The sequence below is a fragment of the Salinicola sp. V024 genome (assembly GCF_052645315.1).
This window is the reverse complement of the sequence record NZ_JBQXYB010000008.1, coordinates 171,860-195,602: the sequence shown is the minus strand read 5'-3', so window position 1 is coordinate 195,602 and position 23,743 is coordinate 171,860. Positions and strand designations below refer to the sequence as shown.

The following is a 23,743-nucleotide window of genomic DNA, read 5'->3' as shown; positions in this document are numbered from 1 at the left end:
AGATGGGACGACCGACATGACTAGCACGACGACTAGTACTAACACGACGACTAGTACCAACACGATGACTAGCACCGCCACGACTAGCACCATCGCCAGCGACGGCTTCACGCTCGACCCCGCCGATCGCGAGGCGATCCTCGAGGAGCGTGCGCACTATCCTTATCCGCAGGCGGCGAGCATCGAGGCGCTGAAGATCGTCCAGAAGCGCCACGGACACGTGCCGGACGGTGCGATTCCGGCAATTGCCGAGACGTTGGGCATCGGGGTCGCCGACGTCGAGGGTGTGGCGACGTTCTACAGCCTGATCTTCCGCCAGCCGGTCGGCCGACACGTCATCCTGATCTGTGACAGCAGCTCGTGCTTCCTGACCGACTATGAGGAACTGCGCGACGCCTTTATCGCGCACCTGGGCATCCAGATGGGCCAGACCACGGCGGACGGGCGTTTCACGCTGCTGCCGGTGTGCTGTCTCGGGGCCTGCGACCGTGGCCCGACGATTCTGATCGGCGAGGATCTGCACGGCCCGGTCGCGCCGGACGAGATTCCCCGACTGCTGGAGGCCTACGCATGAGCCGCATTCTGCAATCCGCCAGCGAACGCCGTGCCGAGACCCATCCGCTGACCTGGCGTCTGCACGACGATCAGTCGCCGGTGCTGCTGGACGAATATTGTCGCACTCAGGGCTATGAAGCGGTCACCAAGGCGCTCGAGCAGTACACCTACGAGACGCTGACCGAAGAGGTCAAGACCGCCAATCTGCGCGGTCGCGGCGGCGCCGGGTTCTCGGCCGGGTTCAAGTGGAGCCTGACGATGAAGGGCGACGACGTGCCTCGCGGCTATATCGTCTGCAACGCCGACGAGATGGAGCCGGGCACGTTCAAGGATCGCTTGCTGATGGAGCAGCAGCCGCACCTGCTGATCGAGGGCATGATCATCGCCGGTTTCGCCAATCGCTCGAAGCAGGGGTATATCTTCCTGCGAGGGGAATATCATCGCGCCGCTGCCTCGATCCAGCGCGCGCTCGCCGACGCTCGCGCCGAGGGCTGGCTGGGCGCCGACGTGCGCGGTAGCGGCTGGGACTTCGATATCGCCCTGCACACCGGCGCCGGTCGCTATATCTGCGGCGAAGAGACCGCACTAATCAACTCGCTCGAAGGCAAGCGCGCCAACCCGCGGGCCAAGCCGCCATTTCCCGGCCAGTCCGGTGCCTGGGGGCTGCCGACGGTGGTCAACAACGTCGAGACGCTTTGCAACGTGCCGGGCATCGTCAACAACGGCGCCGACTGGTTCCAGGCGCTCTCCGGCGATCTCAGCAGCGACGGCGGCACCAAGCTCTACGGCGTTTCCGGCAAGGTCAACAATCCTGGCCTGTGGGAATTGCCGATGGGCACCACCGGCAACCGGATCATCGAACTCGCCGGCGGCATGCGCGATGGCCTGACGCTCAAGAGCTGGCTGCCCGGCGGCGGCAGTACCGGTTTTCTGCTGCCGGAACATCTCGAGTTGGCGCTCGATTTCGACACCATCGGCAAGACCGGCAGCCGTATGGGCACTGGGCTTCTCACCGTGGTTGCCGACAGCCAGAGCATGGTGTCGCTGACCCGCAATCTCGAGGAGTTCTTCTCGCGCGAGTCCTGTGGCTGGTGCACGCCTTGCCGTGACGGCCTACCTTGGAGCGTGAAGCTGCTGCGCGCGCTGGAGGCCGGCGAGGGCGAGCCCGGCGATATCGAACTGCTCGAACAGATGGCCCGCGATCTCGGCCCGGGCAAGACCTTCTGCGCACATGCGCCGGGGGCGGCGATGCCGCTGGCATCCGCAATCCACTATTTCCGTGACGAGTTCGAGCGCGGCGTTACCCGGCCCAAGGGTAAGGCGCACGCGGACCCGATCCCGGTCGGCAGCGTGTAGGAGGAGTTTGACGCCATGGCCACCATTCACGTCGACGGCAACGATTACGAGGTCGAAGACAGCGACAACCTGCTCCACGCTTGCCTTTCGCTGGGCCTGGATATTCCCTATTTCTGCTGGCACCCGGCGATGGGCAGCGTCGGCGCGTGCCGCCAGTGCGCGGTAAAGCAGTACAAGGATGCCGACGACGACCGTGGCATGCTGGTGATGTCGTGCATGGCACCGGTCAAGGACGACGCCTATATCTCCATCGACGATGAAGAGGCCAAGGTCTTTCGTCAGACGGTGATCGAGTTTTTGATGGTCAATCACCCGCACGACTGCCCGGTCTGCGAAGAGGGCGGCCACTGCCATCTGCAGGACATGACGGTCATGACCGGCCACGACCGCCGCCGTTATCGCTTCCGCAAACGCACCCATCGCAATCAGGATCTGGGCCCGTTCGTCGCCCACGAGATGAACCGCTGCATCACCTGCTACCGCTGCACGCGCTTCTATCAGGATTACGCCGGCGGCGAAGATCTCGGCGCCTTCGGTGCTCACGACAACATCTATTTCGGCCGAGTTACCGACGGCACCCTGGAGAGCGAGTTTTCCGGCAACCTGACCGAGGTCTGCCCGACCGGCGTCTTTACCGACCAGACCCACTCCGATCAGTACACCCGCAAGTGGGATCTGCAGTTCGCGCCGAGCGTCTGCCACCAGTGCGCGTCGGGCTGCAATATCAGCCCCGGCGAGCGCTATGGTGACATCCGCCGGATCGAGAATCGCTACAACGGCGACGTCAACGGCTACTTCCTCTGCGACCGCGGCCGTTTCGGCTACGGCTACGTCAACCGCAAGGATCGCCCGACGCGTCCCGAGAGTCGCAACGTCAGCGACACCACGCCGATGGAAGTCGACGAAGGACTGGACCGTGCCGCCGATGCGTTGCGCGGCGCCAAGCGAATCATCGGGATCGGCTCGCCGCGGGCCAGTCTCGAAAGCAATCATCGGCTGCGCCAGCTGGTGGGCGCCGCCAACTTCTCCACCGGCATCGAAGCCGGCGAGCTTTCGCGAATCCGGCGGATGGAAGCGCTCAACCGCGACGCCGGCCTTACCACGCCGAGCCTGCGCGAGATCGAGGATTGCGATGCGATTCTGGTGCTGGGCGAAGACCTGCTTCAGAGCGCGGCACGGATCGCACTCTCGGTTCGCCAGGCGGTGCGCAGCAAGGGTGCCGAACTGGGCGAAGCGCGGGGCATCCCCGAGTGGAACGCCGAGGCGGTGAAGACCATCGCCCAGGATGCCGGCCATCCGCTGTTTCTGGTGACGCCGGATGTCACCAAGCTCGACGGTATCGCGGCTCATGCCGAGCGTGCTGCGCCCGACGATATCGCCCGGCTGGGGTTTGCCGTGGCGCACGCGCTCGATTCCACCGCCCCGGCCGTCGAAGGTCTCGACGATGCCACGTCCCAACTGGCCGAACGCATCGCCGATACGTTGCTGGCGGCCAGGAAGCCGCTGGTCATCGCCGGCGAGTCGCTGGGTTCGATGGCGATTCTCGAGGCGGCGGGCAACGTCGCCCGTGCGCTGGCACGGCGCCAGAAGACGGATGCCGGCCTGACCCTGGTGCGCCGCGAGGCCAATAGTGTCGGGCTGGGCCTGCTCGGTGGGGAATCTCTCGACTGGGCGCTGGAGCAACTCGAGGGCGACGCCGACGGCGTGGTGATTCTCGAAAACGACCTCTATACCCGGCTGCCGGCCGCCCGCATCGACGCTGCCCTGGATCGTGCCGTCGCCGTGGTGGTGGTCGACCACCAGCGAACGCCGACCTGGGAGCGCGCCGATGTCGCCCTGCCGGCCGGGACGTTCGCCGAGAGCGACGGCACTCTGGTCAGCTTGGAAGGGCGCGCGCAGCGCTTCTATCAGGTGTTCGACCCCAGCTACATGCGCCCCGATACCCGCATCCGCGAAAGCTGGCGCTGGCTGCATGCGCTCCACGCCACGCTGGAACGCCAGCCGGTGGAGACGATTCTGCTCGACGATCTGACCCAGGCGGTCGCCGAGGAGACGCCGGCGTTCGCGCCGTTACATCAGACGACGCCGGAAGCGATGTTCCGCGTCCACGGCCTGAAGCTCGCCCGCGAACCCCACCGTTACAGCGGGCGTACCGCGATGCGTGCCGACATTAACGTCAACGAGCCCCGTGCGCCGCTGGATCTCGATACGCCGTTCGCCTTTTCGATGGAAGGTTACGCCGGCTATCAGGAACCGCGCCGCGAGGTCGCCTTCGCCTGGGCGCCGGGCTGGAACTCGCCGCAGGCGTGGAACAAGTTCCAGGATGAAGTCGGCGGTCACCTGCGCGCTGGCGATCCGGGTAAACGGCTGTTTCCTGCTCTGAGCAAAGACCGGGCGGCTGCCGCCGGTGAATACTGCAGCAAAATTCCCGCCGCCTTCACCGCGCGGGACGGCGAGTGGCAGGTGATCGACCTGCCGCAGCTGTTCGGTGGCGACGAGATGTCGCGCCGCGCCGAGCCCATTCGCGAGCGCATGGCCGCGCCGCAGGTGGCGTTGAGCGAGGCCGACGCCGCTCGGCTGGGTCTCGCCGCGGGCGACGCGGTCACGGTCTCGCTCGACGGGGTCAGCTTCGACCTGCCGGCGCGTCTCAGCGCCGGTCTGCCGGCGGGCGTGGTCGGTTTGCCCAGTGGCACGATTCAGGAACGTACCGGGGCATTGACGCCGAGCGCCACTCGCTGGGGCCTCGTCACGCGCGCGGATCATGGCCAGGTGTCAGTCGAGGAGGATCGCACATGAACTGGTGGACGCCACAGGTCGAGGCAGTGCTGATCGCGATGGTCCAGGCGGTGGTCATCCTGCTGGCGGTGGTCGTTTTCGGGGCCGTGCTGAGCATGGTCGAACGGCGTCTGCTGGCACTGTGGCAGGACCGCTACGGCCCCAATCGGGTCGGGCCATTCGGGCTTTTGCAGATCGCCGCAGACATGCTCAAGATCTTCTTCAAGGAAGACTGGATTCCGCCGTTCGCCGATCGCACTTTCTTCGTGCTGGCGCCGGCGATCGCCATGGCCTCGCTGCTGCTGTCGTTCATCGTGATTCCGATCACGCCCGGCTGGGGCGTGGCCGATCTCAATATCGGCATCCTGTTCTTCTTCGCCATGGCCGGTATCAACGTCTACGCGGTGCTGTTCGCGGGCTGGGCCAGCAGCAACAAGTATGCGCTGCTCGGCGCGCTACGTGCCTCCGCCCAGACGCTCTCCTACGAGGTGTTCATGGGGCTGGCGGTGATGGGCATCGTTGCCATGACCGGCTCGTTCAACATGCGTGACATCGTCAATGCGCAGGAGAACGTCTGGTTCATCATTCCGCAGTTCTTCGGCTTCTGCACCTTCATCATCGCCGGCATCGCCGTCACGCATCGCCATCCGTTCGATCAGCCCGAGGCCGAGCAGGAGCTGGCCGATGGCTACCACATCGAATATTCCGGCATGAAGTGGGGCATGTTCTTCGTCGGCGAGTACATCGGCATCGTGCTGATGTCGGCGCTGCTGGTGACACTGTTCTTCGGCGGCTGGCACGGGCCGCTGCTGCCGCCGATCGTCTGGTTCCTGCTCAAGACGGTGTTCTTCATCGTCCTGTTCGTGCTGCTGCGCGCGGCGTTGCCGAGACCGCGTTACGACAAGGTGATGAACTTCGGCTGGAAGGTGTGTCTCCCGCTGACACTCGTCAATCTATTGATCACCGGGGCGATGATTCTGCTCATCGATCCGGCGACCTGAGGGGATCATCGATGCTCAATCAGATCCGAAACATCGTGAATGGCACCGGTACCCAGCTGCGCACGCTGTGGATGGTGTTCTCTCACGCCTGGCGCAAGCGCGAAACGGTCCAGTATCCGGAAGAGCAGGTCTATCTTCCGCCGCGCTATCGCGGTCGTATCGTGCTGACCCGCGACCCCGACGGCGAAGAGCGCTGCGTGGCCTGCAATCTGTGCGCGGTGGCCTGCCCGGTGGCGTGCATCTCGCTACAGAAGGGCGAGAAAGAGGATGGCCGCTGGTATCCGGAGTTCTTCCGCATCAATTTTTCGCGCTGCATCTTCTGTGGCATGTGCGAAGAGGCGTGCCCGACCTCGGCCATTCAGCTGACGCCGGACTTCGAAATGAGCGAGTTCCGCCGCCAGGAGCTGGTCTACGAGAAGCAGGATCTGCTGATCGACGGTCCGGGCAAGGATCACAACACCAATTTCTATCGCGTGGCCGGGCTGTCGATTGCCGGCAAGGACAAGGGCGAGGCGCAGAACGAGGCCGAGCCGATCAACGTCAAGTCGCTGATGCCATGAGAACCTGCCTACGATCTGCTGCGCGTCGGCCAAACTTTGTTGAAAACACTTTCGAGATGCTTGTTTACCCCCAAGTAAACTCGTACGCGAGCCCGGTCCTTTCCTCAAGTGTTTTCGCCTCGCGACCCACAGGGATGTGGGAAGTGCGTTGGCCCGTAGGGAACGGGCATAGCCTTGGCTCTAGCTCGCGAGATCGTAAACAAGTTCCAAGTCGGCGAGTCGTGAGCCGGGTTAGACCGAAAGCTGGGAGAGAAGCATGCAAATCGCGTTTTACTTGAGTGGCCTGGTCGCGATTCTCGCCACGCTGCGCGTGGTGACGGGCACCCATCCGGTGCACGCGCTGCTCTATCTGATCGTCTCGCTGATCGCGGTGGCGATGGTGTTCTTCGCCCTCGGCGCGCCTTTTGCCGGCGCTCTGGAGATCATCGTCTATGCCGGGGCGATCATGGTGCTGTTCGTGTTCGTGGTGATGATGCTCAATCTCGGCGAATCGGCGGTAGAACAGGAGCGCGCCTGGCTGCAACCCAAGGCGTGGGTGGGGCCGGCGGTACTCACGGCGATATTGCTGATCGTGATGATCGTCACGCTTGCCAGTGGCGATTACAGCGGCAGCATCAGCGGCGACCCCCTGACTGCCAAGATGGTCGGCATCTCGCTGTTCGGCCCCTATCTGGTGATCGTCGAGCTGGCGGCCATGCTGCTGCTGGCGGCATTGGTGGCCGCGTCCCATCTGGGTCGCAGCGAAGCCCACGATGAAGCCGATCTGGCGCGTGAGCGGCAACGTGAAATCAACGGCCAGCGCGAACTCGAGGAACAGACTCGTAGGACGGCGCCCCCACGAGAAACACGGCAGACGCCGTTCGACGCCGCCGATAAAGACGCCGGTACGCAGGAGGGCAAGGCATGACGGGCATTCCGGTAGAACACGGCCTGTGGCTGGCAGCGATTCTATTCGTGCTGGGGCTGGCCGGGCTGATGACGCGACGCAACATGCTGTTCGTGCTGATGAGCCTGGAAATCATGATGAACGCGGCCGGGCTTGCGTTCATCGTTGGCGGCACGTACTGGCAGCAGGCCGATGGCCAGGTAATGTTTTTGATGATCATTACGCTGGCGGCGGCCGAGGCTAGCGTGGGCCTGGCGCTGCTGATGCAGCTCTATCGCCGCTTCAAGACGCTCGATATCGACTCGGCCAGCAGGTTGCGCGGATGAATACGTTCCCGGATGTTCTGCTCACGCTCACCTTTGTCTTTCCGCTACTGGGATCGTTGATCCTGGCACTCTCGTTCGGGCGGCTCTCCGAGCGGGCCAGCGCGACCGTCGGTGTCGCGTCGATCGGGCTGGCCGCGCTGTGTGCGCTATGGGTCGGCATCGACTTCTACGATCACGGCCGGTCGGCGCAGACCCTGACGCTGTGGCACTGGATTTCGGTGGGGGATTTTCAGCCCACGGTGGGGCTGATGCTGGATGGGCTGTCGCTGACGCTGCTGGGCGTCATTACCGGCGTCGGCTTCTTCATTCACCTGTTCGCGGCCTGGTACATGCGCGGCGAAGAGGGCATCACCCGCTTCTTCTGTCACATGAACCTGTTCGTGTTCAGCATGATTCTGCTGGTCCTGGGCGATAACCTGCTGCTGCTCTACTTTGGCTGGGAAGGCGTGGGTCTCTGCAGCTATCTGCTGATCGGCTACTACTACCGCACCCCGGCCAACGGTTGGGCGGCGTTCAAGGCGTTCATCATCACCCGCACCGGCGATGTCTTCCTCGCCATCGGCATGTTCCTGCTCTACGTCGAGCTCGGCTCTCTCAACCTGCAGACGCTGTTGGCACGGGCGCCGGAAATCTGGAGCGAGGGCAGCCTGATGCCGCAACTCGCGGCGCTGATGCTGCTCGGTGGGGCAGTGGGCAAGTCGGCCCAGCTGCCGCTGCACACCTGGCTGGCGGACGCCATGGCGGGCCCGACACCGGTGTCGGCACTGATTCACGCCGCTACTATGGTTACCGCGGGTGTCTATCTGATCGCGCGCATGAACGGCATCTTCCTGATGGCGCCGGACGTGCTGCTGCTGGTCGGCGTGATCGGTGCGCTGACGCTCTTGGTGGCGGGCTTCGCGGCGCTGGCGCAGACCGATATCAAGCGCGTGCTGGCCTATTCGACCATGAGCCAGATCGGCTACATGTTCCTGGCGCTGGGCGTGGGTGCCTTCGACGCGGCGATCTTCCACCTGATGATCCACGCCTTCTTCAAGGCGCTGCTGTTCCTGTCGGCGGGCTCGGTGATCGTCTGCACGCATCACGAGCAGGACATGCGCCGCCTCGGCGGGCTATGGCGCAAACTGCCGCTGACCTATGCCGGTTTCATCGTCGGCGGCTCGGCACTGGCGGCGCTGCCGCTGGTGACGGCCGGCTTCTACAGCAAGGACGCCATTCTGGTGTCGGCGCTCGTTTCCGGCCACGGCGTGCTGATGCTGGCCGGCCTGCTCGGGGCTTTGCTGACGTCGATATACACCGTGCGTCTGATTCTCGGCACCTTCCACGGCAAACCCAAGAGCGACCACGCCCGTGATGCCCATGCCGGCAAAGGCCTGGTCCACGGCGTGCCGCTGGTGGTGCTGATCGTGATGTCGACTGCCATCGGCGCCCAGCTGACACCGCCGCTGGACGACGTGCTGCCTGCCGGCCCGGCGGGAGAAGGCATGGGCGTTCATATCCTCGAAATCGCCGCGATGATCGTGGCGGTCGGCGGCGTGCTGTTCGCCGGCTGGCTGTTCATGCGTCGGCGCGATCTGGTACGCCGCGGCGTGGCCGATCCTCGAGGCGCCAGGCTCTGGACCTTCTGGCACAACGCCTGGGGATTCGACGCGCTCTATGACTGGCTGTTCGTGCGGCCCTATCAAGGGCTGGTGAAGGTCAACCGCAACGACTGGATCAACACGCTATGCAATATCCTGCCGTGGTTGGCGCGAGCTTCTCATCACGGGCTGCGCCTGACCCAGACGGGGCTGATGCGCCACTATGCCGTGTCGATGGTGCTGGGGGCGACGCTGCTGCTCGCCTTCCTGCTGGTGGGTTGACGCCATGAGCACACCAACGATGCACAGTGCTGGCCCGGCGACAGCATGTCGGGAACCAACGGAATTCACTCTATCGCGGATGGCTGATTCATGACTCTGGTCTGGCTGATACTGATCCCCTTCATCGGCGGTCTGCTGTGCTGGCAGGCGGAACGCTTCGGAGACCAAGCGCCGCGCTGGATCGCGCTCGGGACCATGCTGCTCGAGCTTCTGCTTGTGATGGGGCTGTGGATCGGCAGCGACTTCAGCCTGCCGGCCGAAGGTGCCGCCGCTGCCTGGACACTGGAGTGGCAGGCCGACTGGATTCCGCGCTTTGGCATCCAGGTCCACCTGGCGATCGATGGCCTGTCGCTGCTGATGATCGCGCTGACCGGGCTGCTCGGCGCCATGGCGGTGATCTGCTCGTGGAAGGAGATCGTGCTTCGGGTCGGGTTCTTCCACCTTAACCTGCTGTGGATTCTGGGCGGTGTGGTCGGGGTCTTTCTCGCCATCGATATGTTCCTGTTCTTCCTGTTCTGGGAAATGATGCTGGTGCCGATGTACTTCCTGATCGCGCTGTGGGGCCACAGCGGTTCGAAGGGCAGTTCGCGTATCGGTGCCGCGACCAAGTTCTTCATCTACACCCAGGCCAGCGGCCTTTTGATGCTGATCGCGATTCTGGGGCTGGTATTCGCGCATCACGCGGCCACCGGCAACTACACGTTCGCCTATGCGGACCTGCTGAACACGCCACTGTCCGAGACCACCGCCTGGTGGCTGATGCTGGGCTTCTTCGTGGCGTTCGCGGTCAAGCTGCCGGTGGTGCCGCTGCACGGCTGGCTGCCGGATGCCCACGCCCAGGCGCCGACGGCCGGTAGCGTCGATCTCGCCGGCATTCTGCTCAAGACGGCGGCCTACGGCATGTTGCGTTTTGCGCTGCCGCTGTTTCCCGAGGCGTCCCACGCATTCGCGCCGATAGCGATGACGCTGGGCCTGATCGGCATCTTCTACGGCGCGATCCTGGCGTGCGGCCAGCGCGATCTCAAGCGCCTGATCGCCTACACCAGTATTTCCCATATGGGCTTCGTGCTGATCGGTATCTATGCCGGGACCGAACTGGCACTGCAGGGCGTGGTCGCGCTGATGGTGGCGCACGCGTTTTCCGCGGCGGGGCTGTTCATTCTCTCCGGCCAGCTCTACGAACGTCTGCACACCCGCGACATGCGCCTGATGGGCGGCCTCTGGGGCCGCATCCGTGGTCTGCCAGGGTTTGCGCTGGTGTTCGTGGCGGCATCGCTGGGCTTGCCGGGCACGGCCAATTTCGTCGGCGAGTTCATGGTGATGTTCGGCGCCTTCGGCGTGGCGCCCTGGATCGTGGTGATCGCCAGTGCCGGCCTGATTCTGGCCGCCGTCTATTCGCTGTTCATCATGCAGCGGGTCTATTACGGCCCACCGGCCGAGGAGACGCCACTGGCTGATCTGGATCTGCGCGAGACGATCCTGCTGTTCGGCATCGTCGCGCTGGTGGTGTTCTTCGGCATCTATCCGCAGCCGCTGCTGGATACGTCCGCCGGGGCCGTGCAAATCGTGCAGCAGAGTGTTCAGCAGGTCGGGGCAATGACGGGAGGTCCTCAATGAGTCATGACGCCGTGATGGCGCTACTCGCCATTTCCCCGTTGATCGTGGTCAGCATGACCGTGGTCGTGGTGATGCTGCTGATTGCCTGGCGCCGCAACCACACGCTGAGTGCCATCGTCACCGCCATCGGGCTCAACGTCGCCCTGCTGGCGCTGCTGTTCGGCTGGACGATGGGCACGGTCGACGTCACCTCGGTGCTGGTGGTCGACGACCTGTCACGTTTCGGCGGGGTGCTGGTGCTGATGTCGACGCTGGCCTGCGTCACCCTGGCGCATCATTACCTCGAAGGCTACGACGGTCCGCGAGACGAATTCTACCTGCTACTGCTGAGTGCGGCTGCCGGTGGCCTGGTGCTGGTTTCGGCGCGCCACATGACGACGCTGTTCTTCGGCATCGAGCTGCTGTCGATGCCGCTGTTCGGGATGCTCGCCTACACCTTTCGCGATCGGGGGGCGCTGGAGAGCGGCATCAAGTACATGGTGCTGTCGGCGGCGGCCACGGCGTTTCTACTGTTCGGCATGGCGCTGCTCTATGCGGTGACAGGGACGCTGGATTTCGCCGAACTGGGCGCGGCGCTGTCGCGTGACGGCGGGGATCCGTGGCTGCTGGCCGGCGCTGGCCTGATGCTGGTGGGCTTGGCGTTCAAGCTCTCCATCGTGCCGTTCCATCTGTGGACGCCGGATGTCTATCAGGGCGGCCCCGGGCCGGCGACGACGTTCCTGGCCACCGCCAGCAAGGTGGCGGTGTTCCTGGTGCTGCTGCGGCTGTTCCAGTCGACGCTGGCCTTCCACCAAGCCTGGTGGCACGACCTGCTGGGCTTCATCGCCGTGATCACCATGCTGGTGGGTAACCTGCTGGCGCTGACCCAGAACGATCTCAAGCGCCTGCTGGGCTACTCGTCGATCGCCCATTTCGGCTATCTGCTGGTGGCGCTGGTGGTCAACGACGGGCTCGCGGTGGAGACGGTCGGGGTCTATCTGGTGACCTACGTGCTGACGACCCTCGGAGCCTTCGGTGTGGTCACACTGGTGTCGAGCCCGTACGTCGCGACCGGCGGTACGGCCGATGCCAGCCCCCTTCACCATTATCGCGGTCTGTTCTGGCGTCGGCCCTATCTCACGGCGGTGATGACGGTATCGATGCTGTCGCTGGCGGGGATACCGTTCACGGCCGGCTTTATCGGCAAGTTCTATATCATCGCCGTGGGTGTCGAGGCGCACCGCTGGTGGCTGGTGGGCAGCGTAGTGCTGGGTAGTGCCATCGGGCTCTACTACTACCTGCGGGTAATGGTCACCTTGTTCCTCCACGAACCCGGCATGCAGCGTCGCGATGCCACCCACGACTGGGCCGAACGCGCCGGCGGCATGGTGGTGCTCGGGGTGGCGGCACTGGTGATCCTGCTGGGACTCTATCCCACGCCGATGATCAACTGGGTCAGCTGGGTGGCGGGGTCCTGACTCTCGCCAATACCCGTGGCGCTCGCAACAGTGCCACGGTTACCAACGACGTCTGCCCAACCATTGGGCCCTGCCAAAAAAACGCCTCTTCGGAGGCGTTTTTTTATGGGTCGCAATCACGTCTTCAATCGGCGCGGAACGGCTTGGCGTTCAGGAATCCGCGCTGCGGCTGTGGGCCATCCCGATACTGCGGCGACAGGCGGCCGGCAGGTGAATGTCCACGGCGACGGGAAGGTGGTCGGAGAACATCGCTTCCAGCACGCGAGGCTTCTCGGCCCTCAACGATGAGGACAGCAGGATATGATCGAGGGCCCGGCGGGGTTGCCAGGCCGGATAGCTGAGTTGCGGCTTGAGCGGATTGAGATCCAGCGCGCGACAGAAGCGCGGATGAGCCAGCAGCTGATCCGGCGTGCAGTTGAGATCGCCCATCACCACGACATGGTGCAGCGGCTGGATGATCTCTCCCAGGTAGTCGAGCTGGCGCAGCCGACCGCGCTGGCTGAGTGCCAGGTGCGCGACGAAGACGTGCAGCGCGTCCGGGCCTTCGCCATAGCGAGCATGGATCGCGCCGCGCCCGCGCATTCCCGGCAGCCGATGCTCATCGACCCGGTTGGGGGTAAGACGCGAAAGCAGCCCATTGCTGTGCTGAGCGACGTGACCCAGGTTGCGGTTGAGCTGCTGGAAGTGGAAGTCAAAGGCCGAGCGGTTGGCGAGATATTCGACCTGATTGACATGATTGGAGCGAAAGCTGCCGCCGTCGGCCTCCTGGAGCCCGACGATATCGTACGCCGACAGAGCGCTGGCGACGATGTCGAGACGCGAGCTGCGTTTGGGGTGAGGCAACAGATGCTGCCAGCTACGCGTGAGATAGTGATGATAGGCCGAAGTATGGATGCCGACCTGCAGATTGCAGGTCAGCAGCTTCAGTGTCGGCGCGATCTCGCTGGCGGGTGTCGAGGCAGCTACGGACATTCGGTCACTCGCTCTCGGTACGTTCCTCGCGGACTTTCTCGATCAACGCGCTGGCGATCTTCGGCATGTTCTCCAGCGAGCCGGCGGAGTTCGGCGTGACGACATAGCGGCCATCGACGATCAGATCGGGCACGCCCATCAGCTGATAGCCGCGCATCTTGGCCGATGCCTGCTGAATCTCGCTTTTCACGCCGAAGGAGTCGAGTGCCTTGAGGGCTTCGTCCTTGCTGACGCCATAGTTGGTGAAGAACTCGGCGATCTCGTCCTTGTCGGTCAGCCGCTTACCCTGCTTGTGGATGGCGTCCATGAAGTCCTGACGCATTTCATGTTCGATACCCAGCTGCTTGGCCGCATAGAACGCGATGGCGTGCTGTTCCCAGACTTTGCCCAACGGGGCCGCCATCCGGTCGAAGCTGACGTCGTCCGGGAGCTGATCGACCCACTCGTTGAGCGGCTTCTCGAGAGCGTAGCAGTGGGGGCAGCCATACCAGAACACTTCGGTGACTTCGATCTGGTCGGCGGGCACTTCCGTCTTCATCGGCTGGTCGATGACCTGATAGTCCTGACCTTCGACGATATCCGCCGCCATCACTGCGCCGGAGAACGTCAGCCCTGCCAATAGCGCCATAAACGACTTGATCATGCGTTGCTGCTCCTGAATGTCGAGAAAGAAAACCGGTGGTTGAAGCCTTCGTTGTCGAAGCGTCGAGGCTGGAACGCCGTTCGGAAAACATCGCTGCACCGCTGATGAATGCCACGCTACCCGTATTGGAGCCTCGAACGGGCGGCAGGTTCCCTCGCTAGCCTGCTACCGACCCCTTTGCCGTTAGCCTGACAGAAATGAGCGGAAAAGCGTAGGGTGCCCGTCGCTCGTCTTCGGGAGCGAAACATCGGGCGCTCGTGTTCGGGAGCTAAACATCGGGCGCTCGTCTTCGGGAGCGAAACATCGGGCGCTCGTCTGCGGGAGCGCGACTCGACGTCAGCGCTCATCCGCTGGAGAGCACGCGTGCTACACTGCGCGGCGTTACCGTCCACGATGATCGAGCTTGCCATGACTGCCACCCCCGCGCGCCTCAACTACCAGACGGCGACCTTTCAGATCAGCGCGCCGACGCTGGCCAAATGCCCGTTCGATCGGGGAGTCGAGGTCGCTTTCGCCGGACGTTCCAATGCGGGCAAGTCGAGCGCCATCAATGCGCTGACCCAGCAGCGGGCTCTGGCGCGAACCTCGAAGACGCCGGGGCGCACGCAGTTGATCAACTTCTTCACGCTGCAGAGCGACGATCAGCTCAGGCTCGTCGATCTACCGGGTTACGGCTACGCCAAGGTCCCGGAAGCGATGAAGAAGGAGTGGCAGGCCCATCTCGCCGATTACCTGCATAACCGCCGTTCGCTGGCCGGCTTGATCCTGCTGATGGACGTGCGCCATCCACTCAGCGAGTTCGATATCCAACTGCTCGAAATGGCGGACGACCGCAAGCTACCGGTCCACATTCTGCTGACCAAGGCCGACAAGTTGAAGCAGGGCCCGGCCAAGGCCTCATTGCAGCAGGTCAGGCAGCGCCTGGCCGAATGGGAAGACCTGGTCAGCGTGCAGCTCTTCTCGTCGCTGAAGCGCCAGGGCCTCGATCAGGCTTACGGTGTGATGGATCGGTGGATGACGGCGGACTGATCGAATTCGATCCAGCATCTGCCTGGCGGCGAATGCGGGATGCTTCCCCGAAAGACTTATTCGAGTTTCACCCGCTATCCACTGAAGCCATTCTGTCGACCGTTCCGCTCGTTATCGTGAGGGGCAGGCCCCTCACACTCCCCTTAAAACCTGCCTGCGTCATCGCTGAGCTCGGGTCGGCGCAAAAGGGCATCCTGCCCAACGCGCCTCTTGCATCATCCATGATGCAAGCCCCGGCTCATCGATTCAGCAGGCCGCGCCGTCCTGAATAGGCGTCGAAAGATGGCAAATTCGAGGCCGAGTCGGTCGCAGGGCGGTAATCATGACCCCGATGTGGCTCAGACGTCCTGTCGATCCAGCTTAGCGACGATCTCCGGCAGCTCTCGCACATGCGTCACGCGATGCACTCGCGGCGGCAGCTCGCGCTCGCCTTCGTTCTTGGCGTCGATCCAGACGGCATGCATGCCGAGTCGTTGCGCGGCGAGAACGTCCTCTTCCCAATTGTCACCGACGTGCAGGGCGCGATAGGGCTGGGTGCCGAGCTGCGCCACGGCGGACAGGAAGGGGCGCGGGTCCGGCTTCGAGGCGTGCATTTCACCCGCGAGAATGATCACGTCGAAGTGATGATCCAGCGACAGGCGCCGCACGTCGACGTTGCCGTTGGTGATGACGCCGAGTCGATAGCGCCGGGCCCAAGCATCGAACATGGGGACGACTTCGGGATAGAGCGCGACGTCGTGGCGCAGGGCCATGAACTGCTCGAAGCCGGCTGCCGCCCACTGCGCCGCTTCGGCCGGGGACAGGCCATGCTCGGTCAGCAGCTCGATCATGGCGCGTTCGCGAATCCAGCTGTGATCGCCCCGACTCAACGGGAAGCGTTGCATCAACGAGGCGCGAATGGATTGATAGGCTTCCAGCGGGAAGGCTTCGGCCAGCGGTGTCGCCGTGGGGCCGCGATGGGCGTCGATCTGTTCGACGAGCCACTGATAGTGCGCCGGCTCGGCATGGGCCATGACCGGGCCGTTGTGCCACAGGGTGTCGTCGAGATCGAAGGTGATGGCGTCCAGCGGCATGGCGGATGGTCCTAGGGTTTGTCGGAACTCTCGTTGGCGGGCGAAGCCGGCTTGCGTCGCGCGCGGGGATGAGCCTGATCGTAGACCTCGGCGAGCTGCTGCCAGTCCAGGCGGGTGTAGATCTGCGTGGTCGACAGATTGGCATGGCCCAGCAGCTCCTGCACCGCGCGCAGATCCTGGCTCGATTCCAGCAGATGGCTGGCGAAGGAGTGGCGCAGGCGGTGCGGGTGAAGGTGCTCCGGCAGGCCGCGCTTGCGGGCCGTATCGGCCAGCCGGCTCTGGATCGATCGATGCCCGAGGCGCCCGCCATGCTGGGCCACGAACAGGGCCGTTTCGCCGTCTCCCGCCAGGGTGCTGCGAAATCCGAGCCAGCTCTGGATGGCTTGGCTGGCGCGACTGCCCAGCGGCACCTGGCGAGGCTTGCCGCCCTTGCCCACGACGCGCACGTGGCGTTGGTCGAGGCTGGCAAGATCGAGTGCCGCCAGTTCCGCCAGGCGCAGGCCGCAGGAGTAGAAGAGTTCCAGCATGGCCTGATCGCGGAAATCGAGCGGATCGCCGTCGTGGGGCGTATCGAGAAAGTGGCCGAGCAGATCGACATCCACCGGACTGGGCAAGTGGCGCGGCTGACGTGGCGCCTGGGTCAGCTGCACCGGGTTGTGTTCGAGTTCACCCCGGTTGACCAGCTCATCGGCGAAACGCGACAGTGCGGCGCGGCGTCTGGCCAGGGTTCTCGGCGCCATGCCGCGAGTTCGCTCGTGGGCCAGGTAACGCCGCAGCAGCGCGACATCGAGTTCGCGCCAGCTATGCACGTCCTGCGTTTCGAGGTAGCCGATCAGCCCGCCGATATCGCGTCGGTAGGCGTCCACCGTCGCCGGGCTGGCGCGCTGCGCCAGCCGCTTCAGAAAGGCATCAAGCGCGGCCTGCACTGGCGACCTCGGTGCGCCGCAGCAGACGGCTGACGACTTCGCCCAGATACTCCGTGAACAGCGTATCCAGCGTGGCTCGGAAATGCTCGCCATCGTGACTGGCCAATAGCAGGAAGCCCATCGACTCCCCCTGGGTCAGCCGGGTGATGGCGCAGGATCCCGACGTCTGGGGCGCGCTGCAGTGTGGCAGCAGCGCTTGCCAGTCCTCGCGTTCCAGGGTGGTGCAGCAGCTGGTCTGTTGGCTGAGCAGCCGTTCGAGGCGCTGGCGCGCGTCGTCGGTCAGGACGAATCGCGGTGGTTGCCAGGCGTTGGCATTGCGCGGCGTGGCGTGGCACTCCGGCGGCGTCTCCAGCCACAGGCCGATAGCCTGGGTGCGAAAGCGCTCGGCCAGTTGGGTCGACAGGGCTTCTGCCAGGGCGTCGGCATTTTCAGCCTCGATCAGACCGAGAACCAGCTCACGGGTCCGTCGATACTGGGCTTCGTTGTAGCGCGCCGACTCGAGCAGATTCTCGAGACGCCACTCCGCATCTTCGGCGCGGGAACGAAGATCCACCACCAGCCGCTCCAGCAGCGAGACCGCGCCGGGGATGTTGGGGTGAGGCACCTTGAGTTGTTGCAGAAGTCCCTCTCGACCGACGAAGAAGTCGGTGTGCTGCGCCAGCCACTCGGCGACCCGGTCGGGATCGAGTGTCTGGCGAGGCTCGGGGAGCTGGGCGCGTGACATGCGTTGTTCTCCTGTAATCCCTACCGATAGAGCGGTCTTTTTGCCGCATCTTTTTAGTTTCAAGGCGCTTGTTAATTCAGGGCGACGCGTCCCTCGAACACACGTTCGGCGGGGCCGGTCATGAACATCGGCGCCGCTCCGCCTTCCCAGGCCAGAGTCAGGCGACCGCCGCGCAGCTCCACGTCGACCGGGCTCTTCAGCAGCCCCCGGCGAATGCCGCAGGCGACCGCGGCGCAGGCACCGGTACCGCAGGCCAGCGTCTCGCCGACGCCACGCTCGAAAACGCGCAGGCGAACGGCGTGTTCGGAGTCGATCTGCATGAAGCCGACGTTGGCCTGGCGCGGAAAGCTCGGGTGCTGCTGCAATTTTGGCCCGAGTTCGCCCACCGGCGCGCTGTCGACGTCATCGACGTCGATCACCGCATGGGGATTGCCCATCGACGCCACGCTGAAAGCGATGCTGCGGCCGTCGATCTCGAGGTGGTGCACCGGCTCGTCGCGCTCGGCGACGAACGGAATCTCGGCGGGCGTGAAGCGTGGCGCCCCCATGTCGACCCGCACTCGGCCATCGGCGTCCACCTTCAGCGTCAACGGGCCGCCCAGGGTCTCGACCTGGAACTCCCGCTTGTGGGTGAGACGCTGATCGATCACGAAGCGGGCGAAGCAGCGTGCGCCGTTGCCGCAGTTTTCCACCTCGCCGCCATCGGCGTTGAAGATTCGGTAGCGGAAGTCCATGTCGGGCTTGCGCGGCGGTTCCACCAGCAGCAGCTGATCGAAACCGATACCGAAGTGACGGTCGGCGAGTTGGCGGATCTGCTCGTCGCGCAGGTAGGCGCGCTGGCTGATCAGATCGACCACCATGAAGTCGTTGCCCAGGCCGTGCATCTTGGTGAAGTTCAGCAGCATCAGCTGTTCTCCGGCTGTCGCGATGTCTTTGGCGACGTCTCAGGCGATGTCTCAGGTAAGCGTGACTCTAAGGCCCACAGCGATTCGACACTTTCCCGTTGGCGAACCAGATGACTCCTGTCGCCGTCGACGAGGACTTCGGCAGGGCGGCCGCGACTGTTGTAGTTGGATGCCATGGCGAAGCCGTAGGCGCCGGCCGAGCGCACCGCGAGCAGATCCCCTTCGGCGATCGCCAGCTGGCGTTCCTGACCGAGGAAATCGCCGCTTTCGCAGATCGGCCCCACCACGTCGTAGAGGGCGCTGTCGCGAGTCGTGCGCGTATCGACCCGCTCGATCCGCTGCCATGCCTGATACAGCGACGGCCGGATCAGATCGTTCATCCCGGCATCGACGATGGCGAAGTTCTTGGTCTCGCCGGGCTTGAGATATTCGACCCGGGTCAGCATCAGGCCGGCGTTGGCGGCGATGGAGCGGCCCGGCTCGAGCAGCAGCGTCAGGTCTCGGCCCTGCAGGCGCTCGCGCACCGCGGCGACGAAATCGCCGGCCGCCGGCGGGCGTTCGTCCTGATAGGTCACGCCCAGGCCGCCACCGATGTCCAGATGTTCGATGGCGATACCGTGATCGGCGAGCCGATCGATCAGCGTGAGCAGGCGATCGAGCGCGTCGAGATAGGGCGAGAGTTCGGTGAGCTGCGAGCCGATGTGGCAGTCCAGCCCCACGACCTTGAGGCTCGGCCGTTCGGCGGCCCAGGCGTAGAGATCGAACACGTCTTCTGCCGCCACGCCGAACTTGTTGGCCTTGAGTCCGGTGGAGATGTACGGATGGGTCCTGGCGTCGACGTCCGGATTGACGCGAATCGAGATGTTCGCCACCTGGCCGCGCTCGGCGGCAACCCGTTCGAGACGTTCGAGCTCCGGGCGCGACTCTATATTGAAGCACTTGATGCCGACGTCCAGCGCACGGGCCATTTCGCCGGCCTGCTTGCCGACGCCGGAAAATACCACCTTGGCCGGGTCGCCGCCGGCCGCCAGCACGCGCTCCAGCTCACCCACCGAAACGATGTCGAAACCGGCACCGAGTCGTGCGAGCACGTCCAGTACGGCCAGGTTGGAGTTGGCCTTGAGCGCATAGCAGACCAGATGCGGCATATCGCCGAGGGCGTCGCTGTAAGCCCGGAAATGCCGGGTCAGCGCGGCACGCGAATAGACGTAGCAGGGCGTGCCGTACTGCTCCGCCAGCCGATCCAGGGCGATATCTTCAGCGTGGAGTACGCCGTCGCGAACGGGGAAGGCGTCGAACGTCACGGTAGTGCCTCGGCGCTCGGCTGGGCGGGCGCAGGGGCCGCGCTCGCCTGGGGCGGTGCCGGCTGTCGGCGCTGTCCATCGGTATCGCTTTGGCCGGGTGTCTGCTTCGAGGAGGCCGGCGGCTCGTTCTCGTAATCGCCCTGAGGGTCGTAGGTCTTGGTAGCCTCGCTGTCGCCGGGCATGTAGAGCGGCCCTTTCTGGCCGCAACCGGACAGGGCCAGCAGCGATAGGATTAGCACCGACAGCGCCAGCAGCGCGCCGGAGAAGGGAGCGTTACGCGACATGACGGCTCTCCTGCAGGGTGGCGAGGGCATCGCGTGCCCGCTGGGCAGCGGCGCGGACCTGGTCCGGTGCGGTGCCGCCGATGTGGTTACGCGCGGCAACCGAGCCTTCCAGCGTCAGCACCTCGAAAACGTCCTCATTGATCACCTCGGAGAAGCGCTGGAGTTCCTCGAGCGTCATTTCGGAGAGATCCTTGCCCTGCTCGATGCCGTAGGCGACCGCCTTGCCGACGATCTCGTGGGCATCGCGGAACGCGACGCCGGCACGAACCAGGTAGTCGGCCAGATCGGTGGCGGTCGAGAAACCGCGGCGCGCGGCTTCGAGCATGCTCTCCGGCTTGGCCTTGAGCGCCGGCGCCATGTCGGCGAACGCACGCAGGCAGCCCTTGACCGTATCGAGAGTGTCGAACAGCGGTTCCTTGTCTTCCTGATTATCCTTGTTGTAGGCCAGCGGCTGTGACTTCATCAGCGTCAGCAGGCTCATCAGGTGACCATAGACACGCCCGGTCTTGCCGCGCACCAGCTCGGGGACGTCGGGGTTCTTCTTCTGCGGCATGATCGAGGAACCGGTGCAGAAGCGATCCGGCAGGTCGACGAAATCGAACTGGGCGCTGGCCCACAGCACCATCTCTTCGCTCATGCGCGAGAGGTGCATCAGCAGGATGCTGGCGAAGGCGGTGAACTCGATGGCGAAGTCGCGATCGCTGACCGCATCCAGCGAGTTTTCCGACGGACGATCGAAGCCCAGCAGCTCGGCGGTGACATGACGATCGATGGGGTAGGTGGTGCCGGCCAGCGCCGCGGCGCCGAGTGGCAGCACATTGACCCGCTTGCGACAGTCGAGCAGACGCTCGTGATCGCGCGTCAGCATCTCCTGCCACGCCAGCAGATGGTGACCGAAAGTGACCGGCTGCGCCGTCTGCAGATGGGTAAAGCCGGGCATGATGGTATCCGCTTCGCGATCGGCCAGCTCGATCAGGCCGCTGCGCAGGCGCGCGAGCTCGGCCGCCACGGCATCGATCTCGTCGCGCAGGTAGAGCCGGATATCGGTGGCGATCTGGTCGTTGCGCGAGCGTCCCGTATGCAGCTTCTTGCCGGTAATGCCGATCTTGTCGGTCAGCCGCGCTTCGATGTTCATATGAATGTCTTCGAGCGCGATCGACCACTCGACCTCGCCGCGTTCGATCTCGCCTTCGATGGCGTTGAGGCCCTCGATGATGCGATCACGCTCGTCGTCGGTCAGCACGCCGACCCGAGCCAGCATGGTGGCATGGGCGATCGAGCCGCGAATATCGTGATGATAGAGACGCTTGTCGAACGGGATCGAAGCGGTGAAGGCGGCGACGAATGCGTCAGTGGGTTCGCTGAAACGTCCGCCCCAGGATTGGTTGGTTGCCTGCGTCATCGAAAATCGAGCTCTGCGTGGTCTGCGAATGGAAAAAGTCTACGAAACGGCTCCATGAAGCGCTATCCCGAGTGTATCAGAGACGGTGTTGGCATAGGGCGATGTGAAGAGGGAGTTGCGAAGAGGGGGAGGTAAGAGACGGTGGAAAGCGGACGATGAAAGAGGTACCGGGGAAGCTGGCCGATGCTCACGACCCTTATCGCTGCGCTCGATTTTTACTCACTCGGCGACTGCTTTATCATGTAAGCCAAGGTTCGCGGACGCGAACACCCACTTGGCGACGAATCGAAGGCACCCGCTGGCGGTGCCGCCGGTGACGACCATTCGACCCGGAGAACGGCGTGCTCGACGCTAATAGATTGAGAATCGCAACCCGCAAGAGCGCGTTGGCGCTGTGGCAGGCCGAACACGTCAAGACGCTGCTGGAACGGTTTCACCCGAACCTGAGCGTCGAACTGGTGCCACTGTCTACCCGTGGCGATCAGATCCTCGACACGCCGCTGGCCAAGATCGGCGGCAAGGCACTGTTCGTCAAGGAGCTCGAAGAGGCCATGCTCGACGGTCGAGCGGATCTGGCAGTGCACTCGATGAAAGACGTGCCGATGCAGTTTCCCGAAGGGCTGGGGCTGTCGGTGATCCTGGAAAGCGGCGCGCCTACGGATGCCTTCGTCTCCAACGACTATGCGGGTGTCGATGCGCTACCGGAGGGGGCGCGAGTCGGCACTTCCAGCCTTCGGCGCGGGCTCCAGGTCAGCGCGCGTCGCCCCGACCTCGAGGTGCTGCCGCTGCGCGGCAACGTGCAGACGCGGCTGGGCAAGCTCGATGCGGGCGATTTCGAGGCGATCATCCTGGCCACCGCCGGTCTGCAGCGGCTCGCGCTCGACGAGCGGATCACCGCCGAGCTGACGCCGGAGGAGAGCCTGCCGGCCTGTGGTCAGGGCGCGCTGGGAATCGAGTGTCGTCATGACGATGCGGAGTTGATCACCCTGCTGGCGCCGCTGGATCACGCCGCCACGGCGACGCGAGTGCGCGCCGAACGAGCGCTCAACACCCGGCTCGACGGCGGCTGCCAGGTACCGATCGGCGGCTACGCCGTGCTCGAGAACGATGGCGATACTCTGTGGCTGCGCGGACTGGTGGGGCATCCCGACGGCTCGACAGTGTTGCGCGCCGAAAGCCGAGGCTCGGCCATGGAGCCCGAGTCGTTGGGGATTCGCGTGGCGGAGGACCTGCTGTCGCAGGGCGCCGGCGAGATCCTGGCCGAGGTTTATGGAAACGTTGGCAACGACTGATGCCGGGCCGCGTACTGCTGACACGCCCGGGCCCGCGAGGCGCCGTTCTGGCGCGAGCGCTGCGCGAGGCAGGCTACGACCCAGTCGCGCTCGATATGCTGCGCTTCGAGACGTTGGCGCTGTCCGCCTCGGGGCGTGCCGCGCTGCTCGATCTCGACCAGTTCCAGGGCGTCATCGTGGTCAGTCCTCAGGCGGCGACGTGTCTTGCTGAAGCCATTGCGTCATACTGGCCGCAGTTGCCACAGGGCCTGCGTTTCTATGCCATCGGCGACGCCACCGCGCAGACGCTGCATGCTGAACTGGGCGTGCCGGCAGTCATTCCGTCACGCGCCGGCGGCGAGGACAGCGAAGCGCTGCTGGCCGTGGCATCGCTCAGGGCCGTGGCCGGCAAGCGGCTGTTGCTGGCTCGCGGTGAAGAGGGTCGCGAGCTGCTGCGTGAGCGCCTGCGTGAGCGCGGCGCCGAGGTCGAAGCGCTGGCCCTCTACCGACGTCGATATCACCCGCCGTCCTCCCCGGCGAAGACGTGGCTGACGGAGGGGGATTTCGCCGCGCTGGTGGTGACCAGCGGGGAAATATTGCAACATTTGGTCACATGGTGTGGCCAGGTAGCGTTGAACCAACCGCTAATCGTTTCGAGCCAACGGTTGGCTACACTGGCGGGGACGCTGGGATTCGGCTCGCCGCATGTGGCGTCGGGTGCATCTCCGGCGGCACTGAGCGCCGAGATTCGCGCGGTGCTCGATTCACGGGGCGCCACCTTCGATCAGGGTGATCACGAAAAAGGCTAGCGATAG

At 64.5% G+C, this 23,743-nt stretch carries 21 protein-coding genes and 1 pseudogene; 13 read left to right on the top strand and 9 right to left on the bottom strand.

All coding sequences use genetic code 11. The annotated features are described in order from the left end of the window. Positions 1 to 64 precede the first annotated feature (64 nt). From nuoE to nuoN, 10 genes are all read left to right on the top strand, one after another. The gene (nuoE, locus tag ACUN9V_RS13520) at positions 65 to 574 is read left to right on the top strand and encodes an NADH-quinone oxidoreductase subunit NuoE (protein WP_439302992.1); all 510 of its coding nucleotides are present in this window, start codon (positions 65 to 67) and stop codon (positions 572 to 574) included. Next, entirely contained in the window at positions 571 to 1,911 is a 1,341-nt protein-coding gene (gene nuoF / locus ACUN9V_RS13515) for an NADH-quinone oxidoreductase subunit NuoF (RefSeq protein WP_075563196.1), read from the top strand. Before nuoE ends, nuoF begins: the two co-directional genes overlap by 4 nt. Positions 1,912 to 1,926: 15 nt before the next feature. After that, positions 1,927 to 4,707, top strand: coding sequence for an NADH-quinone oxidoreductase subunit NuoG (gene nuoG / locus ACUN9V_RS13510; RefSeq protein ID WP_445511759.1), 2,781 nt, complete (start codon positions 1,927 to 1,929; stop codon positions 4,705 to 4,707). Then, a complete protein-coding gene (gene nuoH, locus ACUN9V_RS13505; protein WP_445511758.1) occupies positions 4,704 to 5,687 on the top strand; it encodes an NADH-quinone oxidoreductase subunit NuoH in 984 nt (327 codons plus the stop codon). The genes nuoG and nuoH overlap by 4 nt, the downstream gene beginning before the upstream one ends. An 11-nt stretch (positions 5,688 to 5,698) precedes the next feature. Then, the gene (gene nuoI / locus ACUN9V_RS13500) at positions 5,699 to 6,247 is read left to right on the top strand and encodes an NADH-quinone oxidoreductase subunit NuoI (protein ID WP_075563199.1); all 549 of its coding nucleotides are present in this window, start codon (positions 5,699 to 5,701) and stop codon (positions 6,245 to 6,247) included. Between the two features lie 256 nt (positions 6,248 to 6,503). Further along, on the top strand, positions 6,504 to 7,154 hold the full coding sequence (gene nuoJ / locus ACUN9V_RS13495) for an NADH-quinone oxidoreductase subunit J (RefSeq protein ID WP_110693166.1): 651 nt from the start codon (positions 6,504 to 6,506) through the stop codon (positions 7,152 to 7,154). Beyond that, entirely contained in the window at positions 7,151 to 7,459 is a 309-nt protein-coding gene (nuoK, locus tag ACUN9V_RS13490) for an NADH-quinone oxidoreductase subunit NuoK (protein WP_445511757.1), read from the top strand. Before nuoJ ends, nuoK begins: the two co-directional genes overlap by 4 nt. Then, complete coding sequence (nuoL, locus tag ACUN9V_RS13485; RefSeq protein WP_110693165.1) at positions 7,456 to 9,321, top strand: NADH-quinone oxidoreductase subunit L; 1,866 nt, start codon at positions 7,456 to 7,458, stop codon at positions 9,319 to 9,321. The genes nuoK and nuoL overlap by 4 nt, the downstream gene beginning before the upstream one ends. Before the next feature lie 90 nt (positions 9,322 to 9,411). Beyond that, on the top strand, positions 9,412 to 10,938 hold the full coding sequence (gene nuoM, locus ACUN9V_RS13480; protein WP_075560460.1) for an NADH-quinone oxidoreductase subunit M: 1,527 nt from the start codon (positions 9,412 to 9,414) through the stop codon (positions 10,936 to 10,938). After that, positions 10,935 to 12,395: an NADH-quinone oxidoreductase subunit NuoN gene (nuoN, locus tag ACUN9V_RS13475; protein WP_445511756.1), complete on the top strand. Its 1,461-nt coding sequence runs from the start codon at positions 10,935 to 10,937 to the stop codon at positions 12,393 to 12,395. The genes nuoM and nuoN overlap by 4 nt, the downstream gene beginning before the upstream one ends. Positions 12,396 to 12,545: 150 nt before the next feature. On the opposite strand, the gene ACUN9V_RS13470 is transcribed toward nuoN, so the two are convergent. Further along, entirely contained in the window at positions 12,546 to 13,367 is an 822-nt protein-coding gene (locus ACUN9V_RS13470) for an endonuclease/exonuclease/phosphatase family protein (RefSeq protein ID WP_445511755.1), read from the bottom strand. Between the two features lie 4 nt (positions 13,368 to 13,371). Further along, positions 13,372 to 14,010 carry a thiol:disulfide interchange protein DsbA/DsbL gene (locus tag ACUN9V_RS13465; RefSeq protein ID WP_110693162.1) on the bottom strand — a complete coding sequence of 213 codons (639 nt, stop codon included), beginning with the start codon at positions 14,008 to 14,010 and terminating at the stop codon, positions 13,372 to 13,374. A 408-nt stretch (positions 14,011 to 14,418) separates the two neighbouring features. On the opposite strand from ACUN9V_RS13465, the gene yihA reads away from it, so the two are divergent. Beyond that, the gene (gene yihA, locus ACUN9V_RS13460; protein ID WP_110693161.1) at positions 14,419 to 15,039 is read left to right on the top strand and encodes a ribosome biogenesis GTP-binding protein YihA/YsxC; all 621 of its coding nucleotides are present in this window, start codon (positions 14,419 to 14,421) and stop codon (positions 15,037 to 15,039) included. 338 nt (positions 15,040 to 15,377) lie between these two features. Here yihA and ACUN9V_RS13455 read toward each other — a convergent pair whose 3' ends face one another. From ACUN9V_RS13455 to argH, 7 genes and pseudogenes are all read right to left on the bottom strand, one after another. Next, positions 15,378 to 16,112, bottom strand: coding sequence for an HAD family hydrolase (locus ACUN9V_RS13455; RefSeq protein WP_075560464.1), 735 nt, complete (start codon positions 16,110 to 16,112; stop codon positions 15,378 to 15,380). A gap of 11 nt (positions 16,113 to 16,123) precedes the next feature. Beyond that, positions 16,124 to 17,038, bottom strand: coding sequence for a tyrosine recombinase XerC (locus ACUN9V_RS13450; RefSeq protein ID WP_439303001.1), 915 nt, complete (start codon positions 17,036 to 17,038; stop codon positions 16,124 to 16,126). Further along, positions 17,022 to 17,762 (bottom strand): DUF484 family protein, encoded by a 741-nt coding sequence (locus ACUN9V_RS13445; protein ID WP_445511754.1) that lies wholly within the window; start codon positions 17,760 to 17,762, stop codon positions 17,022 to 17,024. Before ACUN9V_RS13445 ends, ACUN9V_RS13450 begins: the two co-directional genes overlap by 17 nt. Before the next feature lie 71 nt (positions 17,763 to 17,833). Further along, a complete protein-coding gene (dapF, locus tag ACUN9V_RS13440) occupies positions 17,834 to 18,667 on the bottom strand; it encodes a diaminopimelate epimerase (RefSeq protein ID WP_445511753.1) in 834 nt (277 codons plus the stop codon). Beyond that, positions 18,667 to 19,971 (bottom strand): diaminopimelate decarboxylase, encoded by a 1,305-nt coding sequence (lysA, locus tag ACUN9V_RS13435; RefSeq protein WP_445511752.1) that lies wholly within the window; start codon positions 19,969 to 19,971, stop codon positions 18,667 to 18,669. Before lysA ends, dapF begins: the two co-directional genes overlap by 1 nt. 167 nt (positions 19,972 to 20,138) lie before the next feature. Further along, positions 20,139 to 20,255 (bottom strand): annotated as a pseudogene (gene lptM / locus ACUN9V_RS13430) (LPS translocon maturation chaperone LptM); the annotation flags it as partial. Further along, positions 20,245 to 21,657: an argininosuccinate lyase gene (gene argH, locus ACUN9V_RS13425; protein ID WP_075560470.1), complete on the bottom strand. Its 1,413-nt coding sequence runs from the start codon at positions 21,655 to 21,657 to the stop codon at positions 20,245 to 20,247. The gene argH and the pseudogene lptM, both read right to left, overlap by 11 nt. A 341-nt stretch (positions 21,658 to 21,998) precedes the next feature. Between argH and hemC the strand changes: the two genes are divergently transcribed. Then, positions 21,999 to 22,949, top strand: a complete 951-nt coding sequence (gene hemC, locus ACUN9V_RS13420) for a hydroxymethylbilane synthase (RefSeq protein WP_075560471.1) — start codon at positions 21,999 to 22,001, stop codon at positions 22,947 to 22,949. Then, positions 22,949 to 23,737, top strand: coding sequence for a uroporphyrinogen-III synthase (locus ACUN9V_RS13415; RefSeq protein WP_445511751.1), 789 nt, complete (start codon positions 22,949 to 22,951; stop codon positions 23,735 to 23,737). The genes hemC and ACUN9V_RS13415 overlap by 1 nt, the downstream gene beginning before the upstream one ends. The last annotated feature ends 6 nt before the right edge of the window (positions 23,738 to 23,743 follow it).

What these genes read in the sequence shown, in the direction of transcription:
- nuoE (WP_439302992.1), top strand. Translation starts at nt 65, where the DNA reads ATGACTAGCACCGCCACGACTAGCACCATCGCCAGCGACGGCTTCACG.
- nuoF (WP_075563196.1), top strand. Translation starts at nt 571, where the DNA reads ATGAGCCGCATTCTGCAATCCGCCAGCGAACGCCGTGCCGAGACCCAT.
- nuoG (WP_445511759.1), top strand. Translation starts at nt 1,927, where the DNA reads ATGGCCACCATTCACGTCGACGGCAACGATTACGAGGTCGAAGACAGC.
- nuoH (WP_445511758.1), top strand. Translation starts at nt 4,704, where the DNA reads ATGAACTGGTGGACGCCACAGGTCGAGGCAGTGCTGATCGCGATGGTC.
- nuoI (WP_075563199.1), top strand. Translation starts at nt 5,699, where the DNA reads ATGCTCAATCAGATCCGAAACATCGTGAATGGCACCGGTACCCAGCTG.
- nuoJ (WP_110693166.1), top strand. Translation starts at nt 6,504, where the DNA reads ATGCAAATCGCGTTTTACTTGAGTGGCCTGGTCGCGATTCTCGCCACG.
- nuoK (WP_445511757.1), top strand. Translation starts at nt 7,151, where the DNA reads ATGACGGGCATTCCGGTAGAACACGGCCTGTGGCTGGCAGCGATTCTA.
- nuoL (WP_110693165.1), top strand. Translation starts at nt 7,456, where the DNA reads ATGAATACGTTCCCGGATGTTCTGCTCACGCTCACCTTTGTCTTTCCG.
- nuoM (WP_075560460.1), top strand. Translation starts at nt 9,412, where the DNA reads ATGACTCTGGTCTGGCTGATACTGATCCCCTTCATCGGCGGTCTGCTG.
- nuoN (WP_445511756.1), top strand. Translation starts at nt 10,935, where the DNA reads ATGAGTCATGACGCCGTGATGGCGCTACTCGCCATTTCCCCGTTGATC.
- ACUN9V_RS13470 (WP_445511755.1), bottom strand. Translation starts at nt 13,367, where the DNA reads ATGTCCGTAGCTGCCTCGACACCCGCCAGCGAGATCGCGCCGACACTG.
- ACUN9V_RS13465 (WP_110693162.1), bottom strand. Translation starts at nt 14,010, where the DNA reads ATGATCAAGTCGTTTATGGCGCTATTGGCAGGGCTGACGTTCTCCGGC.
- yihA (WP_110693161.1), top strand. Translation starts at nt 14,419, where the DNA reads ATGACTGCCACCCCCGCGCGCCTCAACTACCAGACGGCGACCTTTCAG.
- ACUN9V_RS13455 (WP_075560464.1), bottom strand. Translation starts at nt 16,112, where the DNA reads ATGCCGCTGGACGCCATCACCTTCGATCTCGACGACACCCTGTGGCAC.
- ACUN9V_RS13445 (WP_445511754.1), bottom strand. Translation starts at nt 17,762, where the DNA reads ATGTCACGCGCCCAGCTCCCCGAGCCTCGCCAGACACTCGATCCCGAC.
- dapF (WP_445511753.1), bottom strand. Translation starts at nt 18,667, where the DNA reads ATGCTGCTGAACTTCACCAAGATGCACGGCCTGGGCAACGACTTCATG.
- argH (WP_075560470.1), bottom strand. Translation starts at nt 21,657, where the DNA reads ATGACGCAGGCAACCAACCAATCCTGGGGCGGACGTTTCAGCGAACCC.
- ACUN9V_RS13415 (WP_445511751.1), top strand. Translation starts at nt 22,949, where the DNA reads ATGCCGGGCCGCGTACTGCTGACACGCCCGGGCCCGCGAGGCGCCGTT.